This window comes from Massilia sp. W12, assembly GCF_037300705.1.
Taxonomy (GTDB): Bacteria; Pseudomonadota; Gammaproteobacteria; order Burkholderiales; family Burkholderiaceae_D; genus JACPVY01.
On record NZ_CP147776.1, the window covers coordinates 362,002 to 378,957 of the forward strand.

Consider the following 16,956-nt stretch of genomic DNA (forward strand, 5'->3'; position numbering starts at 1 on the left):
CAGCTGTGACAGCTGGCGCACTCCCGCAATTTTCATAGAATGCCCGGCAACCCGGCCATGTTGGCCGGCTTTTTCCGGGAGTTCACATGGCTGATACGTATGATCTGGCGCAGACGGTTGAGTTATTGAATTTTGCCGCGAATGGCGCATCCAGTATTTCCGCCACACAAAGCCAGTTGCAAGGCTATTTGCAAACTTATTTAAATGGCGGCACGACACCGATTAACACCCCATTTGCCGGTTTTTTCCCGCAGATGAACAGCCAATTGGCCGGCGGCGACTGGCGCGTGGTGTGGGGGCCGGTGGTGTATTCCACCAAGCCGGACAGCGAGGCGGAAGCCGCGAATGCGATGTATGTGGCCTACAGCGCGAATCTGGCCATGTATGTGGTGGCGATTGCCGCCACCAATCCGGCTTCGATTTACGATTGGGTGGCGGAAGACGGCGATGTCAGCCCGCTGCGCATGGCGGAATGGCCGCCCAGCCTGCCATTCAGTGTCAGCACCCACTTGCCGCCACTGGGTTTCAAGCCCTATATCTCCGCCGCCACCGCGCGCGGTTTGAGCAATCTGCTCACGCAAATGAGCGATCCTGCCAATCAAGGCACATTGCAAAGCTTCCTCAAGAGCAAAACCGACGCCAACGCCACCCTGGTGTTTACCGGACACAGCCTGGCGGGCGCACTCTCGCCCACGCTGGCTTTGTATCTGTACCCTGATCCGCCTTCCAGCGGCTGGAAAAATGTGTTTGTGCTGCCGACGGCTGGCGCCTCGCCCGGCAACGCCAAATTTGCGCAATTATTCGTCAGCGCGTATCCGCAAACCGCGATTGAGGGCGTGAATCAGCCTTACGGCTTCTGGAATGTGGACTTTGCCAATCAGAATGATGTCGTGCCGCATGCCTGGAACCAATTGAGCAATGTGGTGCAGCCGCAGGACGAAGCCGGCAATTACCCCTCTTTCTTTGGCGTCTTGAGTCAAGCGATCGGCAGTAAATTGCGCGATGCGGTGATTGCGGCAGAAGCCTTGTCCGGCGGCAGTCTGGAATATCAAAATCTGACGCAAAGCGTGTTTGCGCCGCAATGGGGAACCTGGCAAAACACCTGGGACGCGACGACGCAGCAATACCAATATCCGGCAGAATGGGTCAGCTTCCCGGTGTACACCGATCAAAATCCGCTGAGCACGGTGGAAGAATTGGGCGCGGCCCTGGAAGCCACCCATATCTCGCAATACTTCCGCTTTTTCAATATGGCGCCGCCGCCCAAGATGGCGACCAAACAGCCGCAAGCGCAAGATGGCGCGATGAGTTTGCAAAAACGTCTGCTGCTGGCGGCAGCGGCAATTTCGCACGCCTGAAATAAAAAAGCCGCATGCGTGTTTGGCGCATGCGGCTTTTTTGAGGGCGTCAATCAGAAGGCGGCGATGCCGGTCTGCGCACGGCCCAGAATCAGGGCGTGAATATCATGCGTGCCTTCATAGGTGTTGACCACTTCCAGATTCACCATATGGCGGGCGATGCCGAATTCATCGGAAATGCCGTTGCCGCCCAGCATATCGCGCGCCATGCGCGCCACATCCAGCGCCTTGCCGCAGGAATTGCGCTTCATCATCGAGGTGATTTCGACAGCGGCGGTGCCGGCGTCTTTCATGCGGCCCAGTTGCAGACAGCCTTGCAGGCCGAGCGTGATCTCGGTTTGCATATCGGCCAGCTTCTTTTGAATCAGCTGATTGGCCGCCAGCGGCTTGCCGAATTGCTTGCGGTCAAGCGTGTATTGGCGTGCGGTATGCCAGCAGGCAGTGGCGGCGCCCAGTGCGCCCCAGGCGATGCCGTAACGCGCCGAATTCAGGCAGGTGAACGGGCCTTTCAAACCGCGCACATCAGGGAAGGCGTTTTCTTCCGGCACAAACACATTATCCATCACGATTTCGCCGGTGATCGAGGCGCGCAGACCCACTTTGCCGTGAATCGCCGGCGCGCTCAGGCCAGGCATGCCTTTTTCCAGCACAAAGCCGCGAATCGCGCCTTCATCGTCCTTGGCCCACACCACAAACACATCCGCCACCGGCGAATTGGTAATCCACATCTTGCTGCCGGTCAGGCTGTAGCCGCCATCGACTTTGCGCGCGCGCGACACCATCGAGGCCGGGTCGGAGCCATGATTCGGCTCGGTCAGACCAAAGCAGCCAATCCATTCGCCAGTGGCTAATTTGGGCAGATATTTTTGTTTTTGCTGCTCTGTGCCGAATTCATAAATCGGCACCATCACCAGAGAAGACTGCACGCTCATCATGGAGCGGTAGCCGGAGTCGATTTTTTCCACTTCATAGGCAATCAAGCCATAGCTGACATAGTTCAGACCAGGGCCGCCATATTGCTCGGGAATGGTGGGGCCGAGCAAGCCCAGCTCACCCATTTCGCGGAAAATTTCCAGATCGGTCTGCTCATTGCGGAACGCGTTCAACACGCGCGGCGCCAGGCGGTCCTGACAGTAGGCGGCGGCGGCGTCGCGCACCATGCGCTCGTCTTCGCTCAATTGCTGCGACAACAGCAGCGGATCTTCCCAGTGAAATGGAATTTTGCCTACGGGGGTGTTATGCAAGTTCGACATGTCTATCTCTTTCTGTTTTCCTGATACGGGGGGAACAGCTCAAAAGCGGCTGCTTAGCGTTTGCTAGGGTTGCTCAAGGTTGCATTGGGTGCTGCTGAATTGGCCGCCATGATATATCAGAGCCGGCTGCGGCGAAACGGCAAAATTCTCAACTTCGCCGACAAAAATCACATGATCGCCTTCCGGGTAACGCGAACGGTTATGGCACTCAAACCAGGCCGCCACGCCATCAAGCACCGGAATCCCGGAACGGGAGAGGGAATACGGCACGCCTTCAAAACGGTTTTCAATCCGGGCGGCAAAGCGTCGCGCCAATTCCTGCTGATGCCCGGCCAGAATATTGATGACATAGTGCGAATTGCCGGAAAACACCGGGAAGCTGTTGGCGCTGTTGGCCAGACTCCACAACACCAGCGGCGGGTCCAGGGACAGGGAATTGAAAGAATTGGCGGTCAGGCCGAGAAATTTTTCATCGCTGGTGCGGGTGGTGATGATGGTGACGCCGGTGGCGAATTGCGACAGCGCATGGCGGAAGGCTTGGGAATCGGGATTGAGCGCGGGCGCGCGCGGCAGGCGGATATTCATGGGATATACAACAAAGCAGATCGGCTGATCGCACATTATCCCGCAAATCAGGGCCGGCGTGCGGTTTTGCATGTGATTGCGTATTCTATTGAGTCAGGCCGCCGCCAGGCGCACCGAGCCGGATTCCGGGGCGGGCTTGGGTTTTTGCCTATGTGCTAGAATTGTAACAATTCGGCGAAGGGGGATAACTGATGGCAATCGAAGAAGTGGTATTGGGCGGCGGCTGCTTTTGGTGCCTGGAAGCCATTTTTCAGGAAACCCGTGGCGTGCTTGACGTGCAGTCCGGTTATAGCGGCGGCGCCTTGGACAATCCGGATTATCACAGCGTCTGCAGCGGCGCCAGCGGCCACGCTGAAGTGGTGAAACTGCGCTTTGATAATGAGTTGATTACTTTGCGCGAGTTATTGGAAATCTTTTTCACCATGCACGATCCGACCACCTTGAACCGCCAGGGCAATGATGTCGGCACGCAATACCGTTCCGTGGTGTATTACTGCCAGGCCTCGCAATTGGCCCAGGTGCAAGCGGTGATGGCGGCCATGGCCGGCGTATGGGATGCGCCGCTGGTGACCGAAGTCAAAGCGCTGGAGAACTGGTATCCGGCAGAGGCGCACCACCAGAATTACTTCCGCCGTCATGCGGAGCAGGGATATTGTGCGATTGTGATTGCGCCCAAGGTCGCCAAATTCCGTCAAATCTTCGCTGCCAGAAGCAAGGTTTGAGCAGGCTTGTCAAACAGAATCCGGGGCCATCATGCATACCGTAGTCGTCGTCGATGATACCCATATCAACCTGGTGCTGATGTCGCGCCTGGTCAGCCAGCTCGAAGATGTGCGGGTGGTGGCCTTCCAGCATGCGCGCGAAGCGCTCGAATTTTGCCGCAAAGAGCGCTACGACCTCTTGATCCTGGACTATATGATGCCGGATCTGAACGGACTGGACTTCATCGCCGAATTGCACTATCCCGGCGACGATCCGAACTTGCCGCCGGTCTTGATGGTGACCGCCAGCCAGGATATCGAAGTGCGCCACCGCGCGCTGGAGAGCGGGGCCAATGATTTCCTCATCAAACCCATCGATAAAGTCGAATTTTTGGCGCGCACCCGCAATATGCTGCAATTGCGGCGCGCCAATCTGGGCTTGCAAAGCCGCGCCAGCTGGCTGACCGAAGAAGTGCGCAAAGCGACCCAGGAACTGCGCGAGCGCGAGCAGGAAACCATCATGCTCTTATGCCGCGCTTCGGAATACCGCGATCCCGAAACCGGCGCCCATATTCAGCGCATGGCGCATTACTCCGCCCTGATCGCGCGTGAACTCGGGCTCTCCGAGCAAGAGCAGGAAATGGTGTTAAACGCCGCGCCGATGCACGATATCGGCAAAGTCGGCACGCCAGACCATATTCTGCTCAAACCGGGACGCTTGACCGATGAAGAACTGGTGATCATGCGCCAGCATGCGCAAATCGGCTATGAACTCTTGAAAAGCAGCCGCGCCGATATGCTGCAGCAAGCCGCCATCATCGCGCGGGCGCACCACGAACGCTTCGACGGCCAAGGCTATCCGCAAGGACTGGCGGGGGAAGCGATTCCGCTGGTCGGGCGCATCGTCGCCGTGGCCGATGTGTTTGACGCCCTGACTTCCGCGCGCCCCTACAAACAAGCCTGGAGCTTGCAGGCGGCGCGCGATTATCTGGAGCAGAACCGGGGCAGCCATTTTTGCCCGCGTTGTGTGGATGCGATGCTGGGTTGCTGGGATGAAGTGCAGCAAATCCGCCAGCGTTTCCAGGATGAATGAGCGCAGCCGATGTCTTTCCCTCCGCAACTGCCGGCGCAACCGATACAGCATCCTTTATTGCTGCAGCATTTGCGCACCGCCCTGGGCATCCAGGGGCATGCCCAATTACAGCAAAAACTGAATCAATTACGTCTAAAAGGCGAGGGCGGCCTGGCCGATGGCCTGCAGTCGCTGCTGCTGGTGATGGAGCAATCGCTGCATCTGTTTGAGCGCCAACTGCAGGCGCAGCAACGGCGCGCCGACAGCCTGCAAGCCGAACTCGACGCCGGCATGCAGCAATTAGCGCATCTGGCGCGCAGCCTGGGTGAACAAAATTTGCAGGGCGACTGCCAGCACCGCATCAGCCAGCTCGAACACGGCTTGCTCAAGCGCGAAACCGAGCAATTGGCCCTGCTCGCAGCCGAAGCGCGCAACCGGCGCATGCTGGAAGGCTTGCGCGAAATCGTCTTTCAAGCCAATGCGCGCGGCCATTGGACTTATCTGAACCCATCCTGGTTTGACATCACCGGCTTCACCATCAAAGAAAGCCTGGGCCAGCGCGCGCTTTCCTTTGTCCATCCGGAAGACCGCAAATCGCATCAAGCGCATTTGCAAGCACTGTTCCAGCGCGAAACCGACATGATGCGGCTGCACGTCCGCTTCGTCACCTACAAAGGCGATTACCGCTGGCTTGAAGTCTCGGCGCGCAGAATTGAAGATGAACGGGGCCGCATCACCGGCTTCACCGGCTCGCTTGTCGATATCACCGAGCAAAAAATGGCGCAAGACCAGCTCAAAGAAAGCGAAGAGCGCTTGCACCAGGCTCTGCTGGCCACCAACAGCTGCTTATGGGATTGGGATTTGGCGCAAGACGCGCCGTATGTCGATCCGCGCTGGTGGAAAAACCTGGGATACAACGCCCAGCATGCGGCGGAATTGCACTGGCGCACCCAGATTCACCCGGAAGATTGGCCGCGCTGGCAACAGCATCTGGATGAACACTTGAAGCGCCAGCGCAGCGAGCTGGATCTCGAATTGCGCTTCGCCAGCCGCGATGGCGGCTGGCGCCATGCCTCCCTGCGCGGCAAAGTGGTGCAATGGCGCGCCCGGCGCGCCTTGCGCCTGGCCGGCACCCTGCTCGATATCACCAGCCGCAAACAGGCGGAAGAGGCGGCCCAGCGGCAGCGCGAATTATCTGAACAGATTCTGGATCAATTGCCGATTTCGGTCTTTTTGAAAGACCGCGAAGGGCGCTTCGTGCGCATCAACCGCGCCTTTGCCGAACTCTCCAAATTGCAACGCGAAGAGATTCTCGGCAAACAGATAGATGAATTCAGCGCCCCGGCCTGGGCCAGCGCCTCACGCGATGAAGATGAGCAAGCCTGGCGCACGCGCCAACTGGTGACCACCGAGCGGCGCTTCCGCAATACCGAGCCGCCGCTGGATTTGCAAATCAACCGCATCGTGATCGATATTGCGCCGGGCGAATCGTATCTGCTGGGCTTTTCGATTGATGTCACGGAACAGCGCGCGGTGCGCGAAGCGCTGCAGCGCGCAGTCGAAAACGCCCAGGCCGCCAGCCACGCCAAGAGCGAATTTCTGGCGAATATGAGCCATGAGATCCGCACCCCGATGAATGGCATCATCGGCATGACCGAGCTGGCGCTGGAAACCACCCTGACGCGCGAAGTGCGCGAATATCTGACCCTGGTCAAAGGCTCCGCCGACGCCTTGCTGATCATCATCAACGACATTCTGGATTTCTCCAAAATCGAAGCCGGCAAACTCGATATCGAAGACGTCGCCTTTGATTTAAAAAAGCTGGTGATGGAAAGCGCCAAAACCATGTCTTTGCGCGCGCACGAAAAAGAACTCGAATTGCTGTGCGAATTTCCCGACACCCTGCCCAGCCATGTGCGCGGCGATCCGGGCCGCTTGCGCCAGGTCTTGTTAAACCTGCTCGGCAATGCGGTGAAATTCACCCATCGCGGCGAGATCGTCCTGTCACTGCGCCCGGCCCTGAGCGCAGATGGACGCAACTTGATCGAATTTGAAGTGCGCGACAGCGGCATCGGCATCGCCCACGATAAACAGGAATTGATCTTTGAAGCGTTTTCCCAGGTGGACGGCTCCACCACCCGGCAATACGGAGGCACCGGGCTGGGGCTGACCATTTGCAAACGCCTGGTCAAACTGATGCAAGGCAATATCGAAGTTGAAAGCGAACCGGGCGCAGGCAGTATTTTCCGCTTCACGATTCCGCTGCACTATGTGGGCGAAGCCGGCGGCATGCTGCCTTTGGAGCAGCTGCAGGGACAGGCCGTGCTCATCATCGATAGCGACAGCAAACAACGCCGCTTTGCCGCCGACACCCTGACCGATGCCGGGCTGGTGGTGTCGGAATGCGCCAATATCGCCGCCGGCCTGACCTGGCTGTCGAGCCAGCCGCCGCCCGCCTTCATCCTGCTGGGACACAGCGAAGGGCAGGATGGGATTGCCCATGCGCAGCAAATTTTGCGCAGCAATCACCCGCCGCCGCTGATGATTGAGCTGCCGGACTCTGAAGAATACGACCGCGCCGAACTGGCCGGGATCGATATGATTTTGGTGCGCCCGCTGCAAGGCGGCGAATTGCTGGAAGGCGTGCGCCAATTGCTGGGCCGCGTCAACCAGGCCAACGCCGCCGGCGCAGGCCATAGCGCGCAGCTGGAAAACGCCGCGCATCAGGGCGCCAGCATGCAAATTTTGCTGGCTGAAGATAATCTGGTGAATCAGCGCCTGGCCTTGCGCCTGATCGAGCGGCTGGGCCACCATGCGACCCTGGTTGATAATGGGCTGGCGGTGGTGCAGCGCGCCACCAGCGAACGCTATGACGTGATTTTGATGGATTTGCAAATGCCCGGGCTGGATGGTTTGGCGGCGACGCGCCAGATCCGCGCCTGGGAAGCGCAACATGGCGGCCATGTGCCCATCATCGCCATGACCGCGCGCGCCATGCAGGGCGACCGCGAACGCTGCTTCGCCGCCGGCATGGATGACTATCTGTCCAAACCGGTGCACAGCGCGCGCCTGCGCCAGATGCTGGAACACTATCAGGGACAGGCGCAGCGCTGCGCCCCGGATCAGGTGCTGCAATGGCGCCATGCTTTGCAAAGGTTGGATGGCGAAGCCGAATTATTGCTCGAATTAGCCGCGATCTTTTTAAAAGACGGCCCGCAACTCTTGCTGCGCTTGCAGGAAGCCCTGATGCGCGGCGAACACGCCACCGTCTCCGCAGAAGTGCACAGCCTGCGCGGCGCACTGGTGAATTTCGGCGCCCAGCAAGCGCTGGCGCAAACCGACCGCCTGGGACAGGCCATCAAGCACGGCGAAAATATCGACGATTTGCTGGAAATCACCGATGAATTGGAAGTCGCCCTGCACGATGTGTACAGCGCCTTGCAAAGCCTGATCGAAAGCGGGGCGCAAGCGCTGTTGCGCGATGTGCGTCACTGAGAAGAATCGGCAGGTAACAGGCCTATTTCAGCACTTGTTTGAGTGCATTGACGCTGTTTCGTTGACAAAAGCTATCCGGCCCCTGCAGTTTTTTCGCGGCAAATCTCTAAGTAAAGCAAGTTGCTGGCAAGCGATTGCCGAGGCGGGGATGAATGCGCCATTTCCATACGGAAAGTTTAAAAATACAAATAACCGCGCTGTTTGATTATGTTATGATGCCCGCTTTCATGGCATTTTATTCATTTTTTCAAGCCATAACTTGTCTTTTAATCCCTTCCACATAGACGCCTGTTTGGAGCGTGTTATGCAAGCAGATTTTCATGCAGATTCCATATTAACCCGCAGTTTTTCCCAGGAAATGAGCGACGCCGCCGCCTGTTTGAAAGCCGGCGGTTTTGATCCCGGCCAACAAGACCTCATCAAGCGCCTGGCCAAAGCGCTCGCTGATGACGGCCCCCACCCTGCCTACGCCGGCGCATTCGACGATTGGCGCAAGCGTAAGCATTACCACTACAAACGGAATTTTTTGCTGCGTTATCAACCGCATTTGGCGCATGGGGCAGATGGCGTGTTGATCGCAACGGGCGAGCTGAAATCTGGCAAAGCGCCGAAAGATGACCGCAAGTTCCGCCGAAAAATCGCTGCGCTGTGCTTTGCCCAGCATTTTTTTCTGGAAGCGCGCTATGGCGATCATCATATTTGGGTGTTGGATTTGCCTTTCATTTACAAAGACTGGCCCAGCATACAAATTGCAAAAGCAAATCCCGGACAAATTGATACCTTGATCAAGTTAAGCGAGGGGCGTCTGGAAGAAAAACACCGTGAGCAACTCGGCCAAGCTGTCACCCATGCCGCCGCCTATACCGAAAAAGCACACGCCATGTTGTCACAAGCCCAGCCCGGCAATCGGGCATGGGAAATCCTCAAGTGCTGGTTTGCCGATGAAGAAACCAGCGACGCCATGTTGCAAAAATTCATTGGCGAGATGATGAGCGGCTTGCGTAAGTTCATTAATGTCTTGCGCTCGAACAAGATTGTGTTGTTGGATCATCCACGTTTACGCGGTGAGGTGCAGACTGAATATGATCAGCAATTTTTTAATGCGGAAGCCTTTGTTTTTAAGGGCAATGATCCGGTATCAGCTATCTACATCCAACAAGTGTTGTTTAAAGAAAACCCAATCGTCAAAGGGCCGCGCAACTTCGCCCGTTTGCTGATTCATGAAATCGCTCACCGGGAGTTAAAAACTGCAGACCATAAATCCGCAGTAGATGGCATCAAACCGACGAAAAGCCGCTTGCCATTTGTAAAAACCAGCACCAATAGTGACAGCTGGGCCTATTGTGTGATGAATTTAGCGGATATGCTCACGCCACTGGAAATCGCCCGGGCGCGGATTAATTGAGAAGGGAAAAGATATGGTGAGCCGAATCAGCCGGGAAATCGCTCCTTTGGAGAAGGACGGGATACGTTATGAAGAAATCCGCATTGAGTCCTATGAGCCGCTTGAGCGACGCAGCGGCTGGATGCGCGCCAGAGACATCGCCAGCGACAATGTGCTGTGGGAAGTGCAGGTTTATGCCGTCTCATATGATGAAACATTGAGCGAAGCTTTAGGGCTTCCCACAGGGCCGGCCATCCACGATTGCTTCTTTGAGCGCTTTCGCTGGATGACGGATCAACAACACATCTTGATTGAAAACCAATTCCATCGCCGCTATCTGGTCAACATCCACACACGCGCAGTGCGCCCGGCGACGGATGATGATTTTGCGCCAGAGCAAATTTATCAGCGCCGCAAACCAACGTGGGTTGCACCGGTTATTTGCAGAAATACAATGTATTACCACGACTTGCAGATGTTTTTTTACGACTATCCGGCGCCTGACTATAGTGTTTTAATAGGCATAGATATTAAAACTAATAAGCGCGTTGTATATGAAAAAATATACACCATCCCTTTGCGGGACGACCTCGAACATCACGTCCCTGAATCGTATTTTGTTGCACTGGATGTCATGCCAGGAGGACGTGATTTGTACATCAAAAACCAAGACAATGAAGCGTACTTCTTCGATGTTCGCGAACGCCGTGTGTGGGCTTGCCCTTCCGATGTTTTACCTAGCTTTTATTACGATCAAGTGCGCCGCCACTGGCGCGCACGCCTGCGCTTTTTCTTCATCGACATCTGGGATTGGATCACGCGGCGGCGCTATTGATTTGAGCGCCAAGTCCTGGAAGGCGTTTACTTATTCACCCCTGAAAACATGATGCGTGCGTTCCGCGATCAACGTGACGCAATACCGGTCATGCATGCGAGCGAAGTGAAGATTTTGGATCTCTTGATGCGTGAGCCGGATATGGAAAACAGCGAACTGGCGCCGCGCGTGAAGCTTTCTTACGGACGGGTGAAAAATGTGATGACGGGCTTGCTCAATAAGTTTGGCGTCAGTAACCGGCATCAATTGGTGTATGAGGCAAAGCGGCGCGGTTACTTCCCCGGCATGCCGCTTGAAAAATTGTACCAATATACCGGCGTGCAGCGCACCAGGCAGGCATGAAGGAGCAAATCCAGTATGGCAGATGGGGGAGAGCAGTACAGCAGCCACTGTACTGCTCTCCCCACATCACTTGTAGCCAGGTGTAATCATCTGTATTGGCCGGTAATGGCAATACAGTTTGCGGCTGATGATAATGGCAACACTTCGCAAGCGCCTATGGCTTGTGAGCAATAGCCCAAACTGGAGAAGCATAGATGACAACCCTCGCCTCACGACAAACCGCACTTGGTGATTATGTGTATTTTTTTACCAGCCCGCAGGAGAATACGCGCGATTGCGCGATTCTGGCGCATGCCGCCTGTGTGCAGGGGCGTTATTTCGATTTGCCAGTCGGGGTGACGATGAAATTCGCCGTGGCTGCAGGCCAAAAGAATGGCATGCCTCAGGGGCCGATTGGCAGTGCGATGGGCATCACGCCATCGCCATTCACGAAAGACCGGCTCAATCTTACCGCTGGCGGTCACCGCTGCCTGGATCAGGTGCTGGGCAAAATTCTGGGTTCGCACTGGTCTGATGAAAAAACCCGCGCAGATGGGGAATATTATGAGTTGCTGCAAGACCAAATGATGGACAACGCCAGGCAGGGCAAATTTTGGACGCCGCATATTGTCGTCATCCGCAATCGCAAAAAACTCTTCAGCAATGACTATATCTGGCTGAGCAAAGTCATCAGCCTGGTGCGGGCGCATGACGCCAACGTCTCCCAATTCTATTCCCTGGGTTGCCGGGGCTATGAAGGGGGGCGCACGGCGCGTCAGGCGGGGGCGCAAGCCTATCAGGGTTAAGGCAAGCACAGGAGCCAGTCATGGAATGCAATCTCATCAATGCGTGGACGGCGTTGGGCAATGGCGTCTTGTTTTGTGCAAGCCCGCAAGCGCAGGTGGAGTCTTGCGTCATCATGGCGCATGGCGTCAGTCTGGCCGGCCACAGTTTTCATGTGCCAGCCGGCATCCGCCTGCAATTGCCGGATGGCGCCGGCGGGGCTTCCGGTCTGTGTCCCGATTTGATCTTGTCCGGCGGAATTGGCAATGCGCGCGCAGCATTGCCATCGTATGCCAGCCTGCTGCAATTATTTCGCGCACTGAATTTGTGTGCGCAAGATGAATTGCCGCATCTGGTGCTGCTGCGTCCGGTTGACAGCGAATATGGCAGGGAATATGTCTGGCTCAGTGAATTGCTGCGCCGCCTGCGCACCCAGGCGCTGCAGATCCATCGCATCAGCGCTTTGCTGTGCGACGATTTGCCCGCCTCCAAGGCGCTGGCGCATTACGCCGGGCGGCAGGCGTATCAAGCGGCATGAGCCGGTCAGCATGGGCGCGGCAAGCGCAGTTGCCGCCGCCACCATGCAAGCGGCGGCGGGCAATGCATGGTTTGCCCGGCGGCTCAAGCGCTATGATTCTCTGCGCGGCAAAGATTTATGCGCCATCCTGCATACCGATCAGCCATTGCTTGACTTCAAAGGTCAGCAAACCGCTTTGCACAGCCGGATCTGCGGCGGCAAACGCCTTCATTTCGGCCTCATTCGCGCCACGCCGCGCAATCATCATGCCGCCGCTGCCATCCAAAAACGGGCCGCCTTGCGCCAGCTTGCCTTGTTGCAACAGCTGGCGGTAATGCTGCACATGAGCGCCAATCCCCGTTTGTTCAAACACACTCTTGCCGGCAACCCAGGCCGGGCCGGGGCGATGCAGAATCACCATGCGCACATCTTTGACCTCTTTGGCCGGCGTTGGCGCGCCTTCTGCCGCATGGGCCGCGCAACTGCAGGCCACAGCCAGCGCGACAAGCGCGCCCGGAAAAAAATTCATCATCAGCTTATCTCCCCAATCAGATGCACGGCGCAGGCGTGCGCATGCGGCTCTGACCGGGGCCGGCGGGGCAGGTTCCACCTGTGCCAAATTCCGCAGCGCGGACGTGTAACCCGCACTTTTCTTGTGCTTTGTCGTCCCTGCGCGACATGCAGGAACAGATTCCGCCGCCGCTGCGCCAGCCCGCACTATACTGAGTGACGCAATATCAAAAATACAAAAGGAGGCGGGGGATGAAGCAAAAACAGTATATTGTGCGGCGCGCTGCACAACTTGGCGTATTGTCAGCAGTGTTTGCCTTAAGCGCCTGTGGCGGCGCCAGTCCTGAGAGCCAGCCGGGGCCAAAGCTGGCGGCAAAAAGCGTCAGTCTGGCGGCCCAATCCGGCACGCAGTTATCGGATTACCAGGATGCTGTGCAGCGTATTTTTGTGGCGTATTTTGGCCGTCCGGCGGACACCTCCGGCCTGCCATTTTTTGAACAGCAACTCTTGAATGCCGGCGCCCCGACCACCGTGCAAGGCATTAATCAAGCGTATCTCACCAATCCCAATGTCAAAGCCCTGATCGATTTTTTCGGCACAAGCGCAGAGTCGCAAGCGCTGTATCCCGGCACGACAGAAGAATTTTTGACGGCGGTGTATCAAAACCTGTACAACCGCGCGCCGGATGCCGGCGGTCTGGCCTACTGGTCAGCCAAAATCAACAGCGGTGAGTTGACGCGCCCGAATGCGGCAGTGTCCATCATGGCCGGCGCGCAATCGACTGATATCGACATCATCAGCAAGAAAACCGCAGTCGCCACCAGTTTCACCAATTCGCTCGACAGCGCCGCCAAGATCGAAGCATATGGCGGCTTGAGCGCTAACGCCACCGTGCGCAGCATGCTCAATCAGGTCAGCAACAGCACCGATTTGCAGGCCTTTCAAGCCACCCTGACCGCCACCATCACCTCGCTGGTCAACAGCAAATTATCGACGCAGGCGCAAAGCATCGTCACAGCGCGCTGCACACCCTGCCATTCCGCCTCGCCCACCATCAGCGGTTTTCCGGCGGCGCGCATCATCAAATATGACAGCGCGAGCGATATCAAAAACGGCGCCAGCGGCATTGCCCTCACTGTTTCGCTGCAATCCATGCCGCAAAATAATATGACCGGCATGACCGATGCCGAACGCGCCACGATTGCCGCCTGGTTTGCGGCGGGGGCGCCGTGATGCGGCGGCTGTTGAGTTGCGCTGCGCTGTGCGTCGCACTGCTGCCCGCTGCGGTGATGGCGCAAAGCGTGGGCGACGCCGCGCCGGCGTTTGATTTGCCGGCCTTGAGCGGCGGCGAGCAAACGCACAGCCTGGCGCAATATCGCGGCCAATGGCTGTATCTGGATTTCTGGGCTTCCTGGTGCGGCCCTTGCCGCCGCTCCTTTCCCTTCATGAACAGCTTGCGCGACAAATGGCCGCAATTGCAGATTCTGGCGGTCAGCGTGGACGCCAACGCCAGCGCCGCGCAAGAATTTTTGCAAAGCAATCCGGCGAAATTCGCTCTGGCCCTCGACGCCGGCGGCAAGCTGGCGGCGCAATACAAATTGCCCGGCATGCCGACTTCATTTTTGATCGACCCGCAAGGGCGCATCGTGCAGCGTCATGCCGGCTTCAATGAAGCGCATGCGAGCAAGCTGGAAGCGCAATTGCAGCAAATTTTCCCCAAAGGCCCATGATGAAAAAAATCCTTGGTCTGGCCCTGTTATTGAGTTTGGGCGCGTGCGCCGATGTGCAGCCCTGGCAAAAAGGCATGCTGGCGCGCCAAGCCATGCAGCTTGAACAAGACGGCATGCGCAGCCGCCTGCAGCAGCATGTGTATGTCAGCAAAGAAGCCGCCGCCGGCGGCGGCGCGGTGGGAGGAGGCGGCTGTGGTTGCAACTGAAGGCGCGGCTGCGCGTTTATTGGCGGCGGCCCTGGCGCTGCCCGGGATTGCTGCGCCGGTGCAGGCGGAAGAGGCGCCAGAGCAAGCCAGCATGTCCCTGCATTGGCTGGATTACCGCGACCGCCAGCCGGGTTTCTCGCGCGTGCATGTGCGCGTGCCGGCCATCAATCTGACCCTGCCGCTGGGCAGCGCCTGGTCTTTGCAAGCGAATGTGATGCAAGACGCCGTGTCAGGCGCGTCGCCGCGTTATCACACCGCAGTTTCATCGGCTTCGCATTTTGAAGAAGAGCGGCGCGCCGCTGACCTGACTATCACGCGGCATTTTGCGCGCGGCAGCCTGGCGCTGCAGCTGGGGCGTTCCGGTGAAAACGATTATGTCTCTCGCTTTGCCGCCATCCAGGGCAAATGGGCGAATGAAAACCAAAACCGCACCTTGCTGTTTGGAACTTCGCTGGCGCTGGATGAAATCAACCCTGTGAACGGGGTGGCGAAAAATCAGAGCAAGCGACAGCAGGATTTTTTGCTGGGCCTGACCCAGATCATGACGGAGCGCGACCTGCTGCAAGTCAGCTTCACCCGCAGCTTGGGACAGGGCTATTACTCGGATCCGTATAAGCGGCTGGACTTTCGCCCGCGCACGCGCAATGCCTCGATTCTGATGCTGCGCTGGAACCACCAATTCGGCGCGCCGGACGATAAGCTGGCGCCCACCTTGCGCACCTCCTGGCGTTATTTCGGCGACAGCTTTGGCGTGCGTTCGCACACCTTGCATGCGGAATGGGTGCAGCCGCTTGGGGCCGGCTGGCAAATCACCCCCAGCTTGCGCTATTACAACCAGGGCGCGGCGGAGTTTTACGCCGACGCGGTGTACGACCCCAAGCTCAAAGCGCCATTCCCGCTTGGCTTGCCGGTGTTGGATCTGCTGGCCGGCAAATTGAATATCTCGCTGGATCAGCGCCTGGCCGCGTTTGGCGCGCTGGGCGCCGGCCTGCTGGTGGAAAAAGAATTGCCCGGCAATTGGCATCTGCAAGCCGGTGTTGAATATTATCGCCAGCGCAGCGACTGGGCCTGGTTCAATCATGGCAGCGTGAACCTGGATCCATTTTCCTCCCTCACCTGGCAATTCGGCGTGCGCAAGAGCTGGTGATGGCGGCTGTGTCACTGGAACAGATCCAGCCCTTGCCGGCGAATGGCGCGCAAGCGCAGTTTTGCTACGCCTTTGCCGCCATGGCCTGCCGCTGTGAAGTGGTGTTGGCCGCGCCATCCGCTGCGCAAGGATTACAGCTGGCGCAGCTGGCGCAGGCCGAAGTGCAGCGCATCGAAGCCAAATATTCGCGCTACCGCGCTGACAGCGTCTTATCCGGCCTCAACGCCAGCGCCGGCGGCGCGCCCTGCGCACTGGATGCGGAAAGCGCCGCCTTGCTGGATTATGCCGCTGCGCTGTATCAGGAAAGCGGCGGTTTATTTGACATCAGCGCCGGCGTGTTGCGGCGCGCCTGGGATTTTCGCAGCGGCCGCAGGCCGTCGCCGGACGCTTTGCAAGCGCTGCTGCCCTTGGTGGGGTGGCCGCGCATCCAGCGTTTTGTTGAACAGGGACAGCATTGGCTGCAATTGCCGGCGGGGATGGAAGTGGACTTTGGCGGTTTTGGCAAGGAGTACGCCGCCGACCGCGCCGCCGCCATCCTGCAGCAAGCCGGGGTGGCGCATGGCTATCTGAATCTGGGCGGCGATATGCGCATCCTCGGCCCGCAAAGCGATGGCCAGCCCTGGCGCATCGCCATCCAACACCCGCGCCAGCCGCAGCAAAGCATCGCCAGCCTGGCGCTGGCCGGCGGCGCCTTGACCACCAGCGGCGATTACGAACGCTTTTTGATCGAAGACGGGCAGCGCCATTGCCACATTCTGCTGCCGCACAGCGGGCAAAGTGTGCGTTATTTTCAATCCGTGTCAGTCATCGCCCCCTTGGCGATAGTGGCCGGCAGCGCCTGCACCCTGGCCATGTTGATGCAGCAGGACGGCGAGGCGTATTTACAAAACAGCGGCCTGGCCTGGCTCACGGTGGGGCCGTCAGGGGAGGTTAAGCGCTGTGATTTGCCGGGGGAAGGGGCTGGTGTGATAGGCGCGACACACACAAAATCTGATAAGCTCAACGCCTGCGCGTCTTGATAAGCTATAAACACAGCCCGACCTCTGCTCTCGGCATCAA

18 protein-coding genes are annotated in these 16,956 nt (G+C 57.9%); 14 read left to right on the forward strand and 4 right to left on the reverse strand.

What is annotated here, in order from left to right:
• Positions 1-86: 86 nt before the first annotated feature.
• Positions 87-1,358, forward strand: a complete 1,272-nt coding sequence (locus V8J88_RS01375) for a hypothetical protein (RefSeq protein WP_338847352.1) — start codon at positions 87-89, stop codon at positions 1,356-1,358.
• Positions 1,359-1,411: 53 nt separating this feature from the next.
• Here V8J88_RS01375 and V8J88_RS01380 read toward each other — a convergent pair whose 3' ends face one another.
• Both V8J88_RS01380 and V8J88_RS01385 read right to left on the reverse strand, forming a co-directional pair.
• Positions 1,412-2,611: an acyl-CoA dehydrogenase gene (locus tag V8J88_RS01380; protein ID WP_338847353.1), complete on the reverse strand. Its 1,200-nt coding sequence runs from the start codon at positions 2,609-2,611 to the stop codon at positions 1,412-1,414.
• Positions 2,612-2,674: 63 nt separating this feature from the next.
• The gene (locus V8J88_RS01385) at positions 2,675-3,196 is read right to left on the reverse strand and encodes a flavin reductase family protein (protein ID WP_338847354.1); all 522 of its coding nucleotides are present in this window, start codon (positions 3,194-3,196) and stop codon (positions 2,675-2,677) included.
• Positions 3,197-3,387: 191 nt separating this feature from the next.
• On the opposite strand from V8J88_RS01385, the gene msrA reads away from it, so the two are divergent.
• The 3 genes from msrA to V8J88_RS01400 are packed head-to-tail and all read left to right on the forward strand — an operon-like array spanning position 3,388 to position 8,464.
• A complete protein-coding gene (msrA, locus tag V8J88_RS01390; RefSeq protein ID WP_338847355.1) occupies positions 3,388-3,918 on the forward strand; it encodes a peptide-methionine (S)-S-oxide reductase MsrA in 531 nt (176 codons plus the stop codon).
• A 31-nt stretch (positions 3,919-3,949) separates the two neighbouring features.
• Positions 3,950-4,990 (forward strand): HD domain-containing phosphohydrolase, encoded by a 1,041-nt coding sequence (locus V8J88_RS01395; RefSeq protein ID WP_338847356.1) that lies wholly within the window; start codon positions 3,950-3,952, stop codon positions 4,988-4,990.
• Between the two features lie 9 nt (positions 4,991-4,999).
• On the forward strand, positions 5,000-8,464 hold the full coding sequence (locus V8J88_RS01400) for a PAS domain S-box protein (protein WP_338847357.1): 3,465 nt from the start codon (positions 5,000-5,002) through the stop codon (positions 8,462-8,464).
• 334 nt (positions 8,465-8,798) lie between these two features.
• Here V8J88_RS01400 and V8J88_RS01405 read toward each other — a convergent pair whose 3' ends face one another.
• Entirely contained in the window at positions 8,799-9,161 is a 363-nt protein-coding gene (locus V8J88_RS01405; protein ID WP_338847358.1) for a hypothetical protein, read from the reverse strand.
• A 6-nt stretch (positions 9,162-9,167) separates the two neighbouring features.
• On the opposite strand from V8J88_RS01405, the gene V8J88_RS01410 reads away from it, so the two are divergent.
• The 5 genes from V8J88_RS01410 (at position 9,168) to V8J88_RS01430 (ending at position 12,325) form a co-directional block, all read left to right on the forward strand.
• Positions 9,168-9,869, forward strand: a complete 702-nt coding sequence (locus V8J88_RS01410) for a hypothetical protein (protein WP_338847359.1) — start codon at positions 9,168-9,170, stop codon at positions 9,867-9,869.
• A 13-nt stretch (positions 9,870-9,882) separates the two neighbouring features.
• Positions 9,883-10,683 (forward strand): hypothetical protein, encoded by an 801-nt coding sequence (locus V8J88_RS01415; RefSeq protein ID WP_338847360.1) that lies wholly within the window; start codon positions 9,883-9,885, stop codon positions 10,681-10,683.
• Positions 10,684-10,731: 48 nt separating this feature from the next.
• Complete coding sequence (locus V8J88_RS01420; protein WP_338847361.1) at positions 10,732-11,025, forward strand: hypothetical protein; 294 nt, start codon at positions 10,732-10,734, stop codon at positions 11,023-11,025.
• Positions 11,026-11,219: 194 nt separating this feature from the next.
• On the forward strand, positions 11,220-11,810 hold the full coding sequence (locus V8J88_RS01425; RefSeq protein ID WP_338847362.1) for a hypothetical protein: 591 nt from the start codon (positions 11,220-11,222) through the stop codon (positions 11,808-11,810).
• Positions 11,811-11,830: 20 nt separating this feature from the next.
• The gene (locus V8J88_RS01430; RefSeq protein WP_338847363.1) at positions 11,831-12,325 is read left to right on the forward strand and encodes a hypothetical protein; all 495 of its coding nucleotides are present in this window, start codon (positions 11,831-11,833) and stop codon (positions 12,323-12,325) included.
• A 115-nt stretch (positions 12,326-12,440) separates the two neighbouring features.
• On the opposite strand, the gene V8J88_RS01435 is transcribed toward V8J88_RS01430, so the two are convergent.
• Positions 12,441-12,836, reverse strand: a complete 396-nt coding sequence (locus tag V8J88_RS01435) for a YciI family protein (protein ID WP_338847364.1) — start codon at positions 12,834-12,836, stop codon at positions 12,441-12,443.
• A gap of 230 nt (positions 12,837-13,066) precedes the next feature.
• On the opposite strand from V8J88_RS01435, the gene V8J88_RS01440 reads away from it, so the two are divergent.
• From V8J88_RS01440 to V8J88_RS01460, 5 genes are read left to right on the forward strand one after another with little or no spacing between them, the layout of a single operon-like run.
• A complete protein-coding gene (locus V8J88_RS01440) occupies positions 13,067-14,047 on the forward strand; it encodes a DUF4214 domain-containing protein (protein ID WP_338847365.1) in 981 nt (326 codons plus the stop codon).
• Positions 14,047-14,544 carry a TlpA disulfide reductase family protein gene (locus tag V8J88_RS01445; protein WP_338847366.1) on the forward strand — a complete coding sequence of 166 codons (498 nt, stop codon included), beginning with the start codon at positions 14,047-14,049 and terminating at the stop codon, positions 14,542-14,544. The genes V8J88_RS01440 and V8J88_RS01445 overlap by 1 nt, the downstream gene beginning before the upstream one ends.
• Positions 14,541-14,750: a DUF4266 domain-containing protein gene (locus tag V8J88_RS01450; protein WP_338847367.1), complete on the forward strand. Its 210-nt coding sequence runs from the start codon at positions 14,541-14,543 to the stop codon at positions 14,748-14,750. The genes V8J88_RS01445 and V8J88_RS01450 overlap by 4 nt, the downstream gene beginning before the upstream one ends.
• Positions 14,737-15,897, forward strand: a complete 1,161-nt coding sequence (locus V8J88_RS01455) for a DUF3570 domain-containing protein (RefSeq protein WP_338847368.1) — start codon at positions 14,737-14,739, stop codon at positions 15,895-15,897. The genes V8J88_RS01450 and V8J88_RS01455 overlap by 14 nt, the downstream gene beginning before the upstream one ends.
• Positions 15,897-16,916, forward strand: coding sequence for an FAD:protein FMN transferase (locus V8J88_RS01460; protein WP_338847369.1), 1,020 nt, complete (start codon positions 15,897-15,899; stop codon positions 16,914-16,916). The genes V8J88_RS01455 and V8J88_RS01460 overlap by 1 nt, the downstream gene beginning before the upstream one ends.
• Positions 16,917-16,956 lie beyond the last annotated feature (40 nt).

Coding starts and splice junctions, on each gene's coding strand:
- V8J88_RS01450 (WP_338847367.1), top strand. CDS start 14,541: ATGATGAAAAAAATCCTTGGTCTGGCCCTGTTATTGAGTTTGGGCGCG.
- V8J88_RS01375 (WP_338847352.1), top strand. CDS start 87: ATGGCTGATACGTATGATCTGGCGCAGACGGTTGAGTTATTGAATTTT.
- msrA (WP_338847355.1), top strand. CDS start 3,388: ATGGCAATCGAAGAAGTGGTATTGGGCGGCGGCTGCTTTTGGTGCCTG.
- V8J88_RS01395 (WP_338847356.1), top strand. CDS start 3,950: ATGCATACCGTAGTCGTCGTCGATGATACCCATATCAACCTGGTGCTG.
- V8J88_RS01445 (WP_338847366.1), top strand. CDS start 14,047: ATGCGGCGGCTGTTGAGTTGCGCTGCGCTGTGCGTCGCACTGCTGCCC.
- V8J88_RS01440 (WP_338847365.1), top strand. CDS start 13,067: ATGAAGCAAAAACAGTATATTGTGCGGCGCGCTGCACAACTTGGCGTA.
- V8J88_RS01415 (WP_338847360.1), top strand. CDS start 9,883: ATGGTGAGCCGAATCAGCCGGGAAATCGCTCCTTTGGAGAAGGACGGG.
- V8J88_RS01425 (WP_338847362.1), top strand. CDS start 11,220: ATGACAACCCTCGCCTCACGACAAACCGCACTTGGTGATTATGTGTAT.
- V8J88_RS01430 (WP_338847363.1), top strand. CDS start 11,831: ATGGAATGCAATCTCATCAATGCGTGGACGGCGTTGGGCAATGGCGTC.
- V8J88_RS01405 (WP_338847358.1), bottom strand. CDS start 9,161: ATGATGATCGCCATAGCGCGCTTCCAGAAAAAAATGCTGGGCAAAGCA.
- V8J88_RS01400 (WP_338847357.1), top strand. CDS start 5,000: ATGTCTTTCCCTCCGCAACTGCCGGCGCAACCGATACAGCATCCTTTA.
- V8J88_RS01420 (WP_338847361.1), top strand. CDS start 10,732: ATGATGCGTGCGTTCCGCGATCAACGTGACGCAATACCGGTCATGCAT.
- V8J88_RS01380 (WP_338847353.1), bottom strand. CDS start 2,611: ATGTCGAACTTGCATAACACCCCCGTAGGCAAAATTCCATTTCACTGG.
- V8J88_RS01460 (WP_338847369.1), top strand. CDS start 15,897: ATGGCGGCTGTGTCACTGGAACAGATCCAGCCCTTGCCGGCGAATGGC.
- V8J88_RS01435 (WP_338847364.1), bottom strand. CDS start 12,836: ATGATGAATTTTTTTCCGGGCGCGCTTGTCGCGCTGGCTGTGGCCTGC.
- V8J88_RS01385 (WP_338847354.1), bottom strand. CDS start 3,196: ATGAATATCCGCCTGCCGCGCGCGCCCGCGCTCAATCCCGATTCCCAA.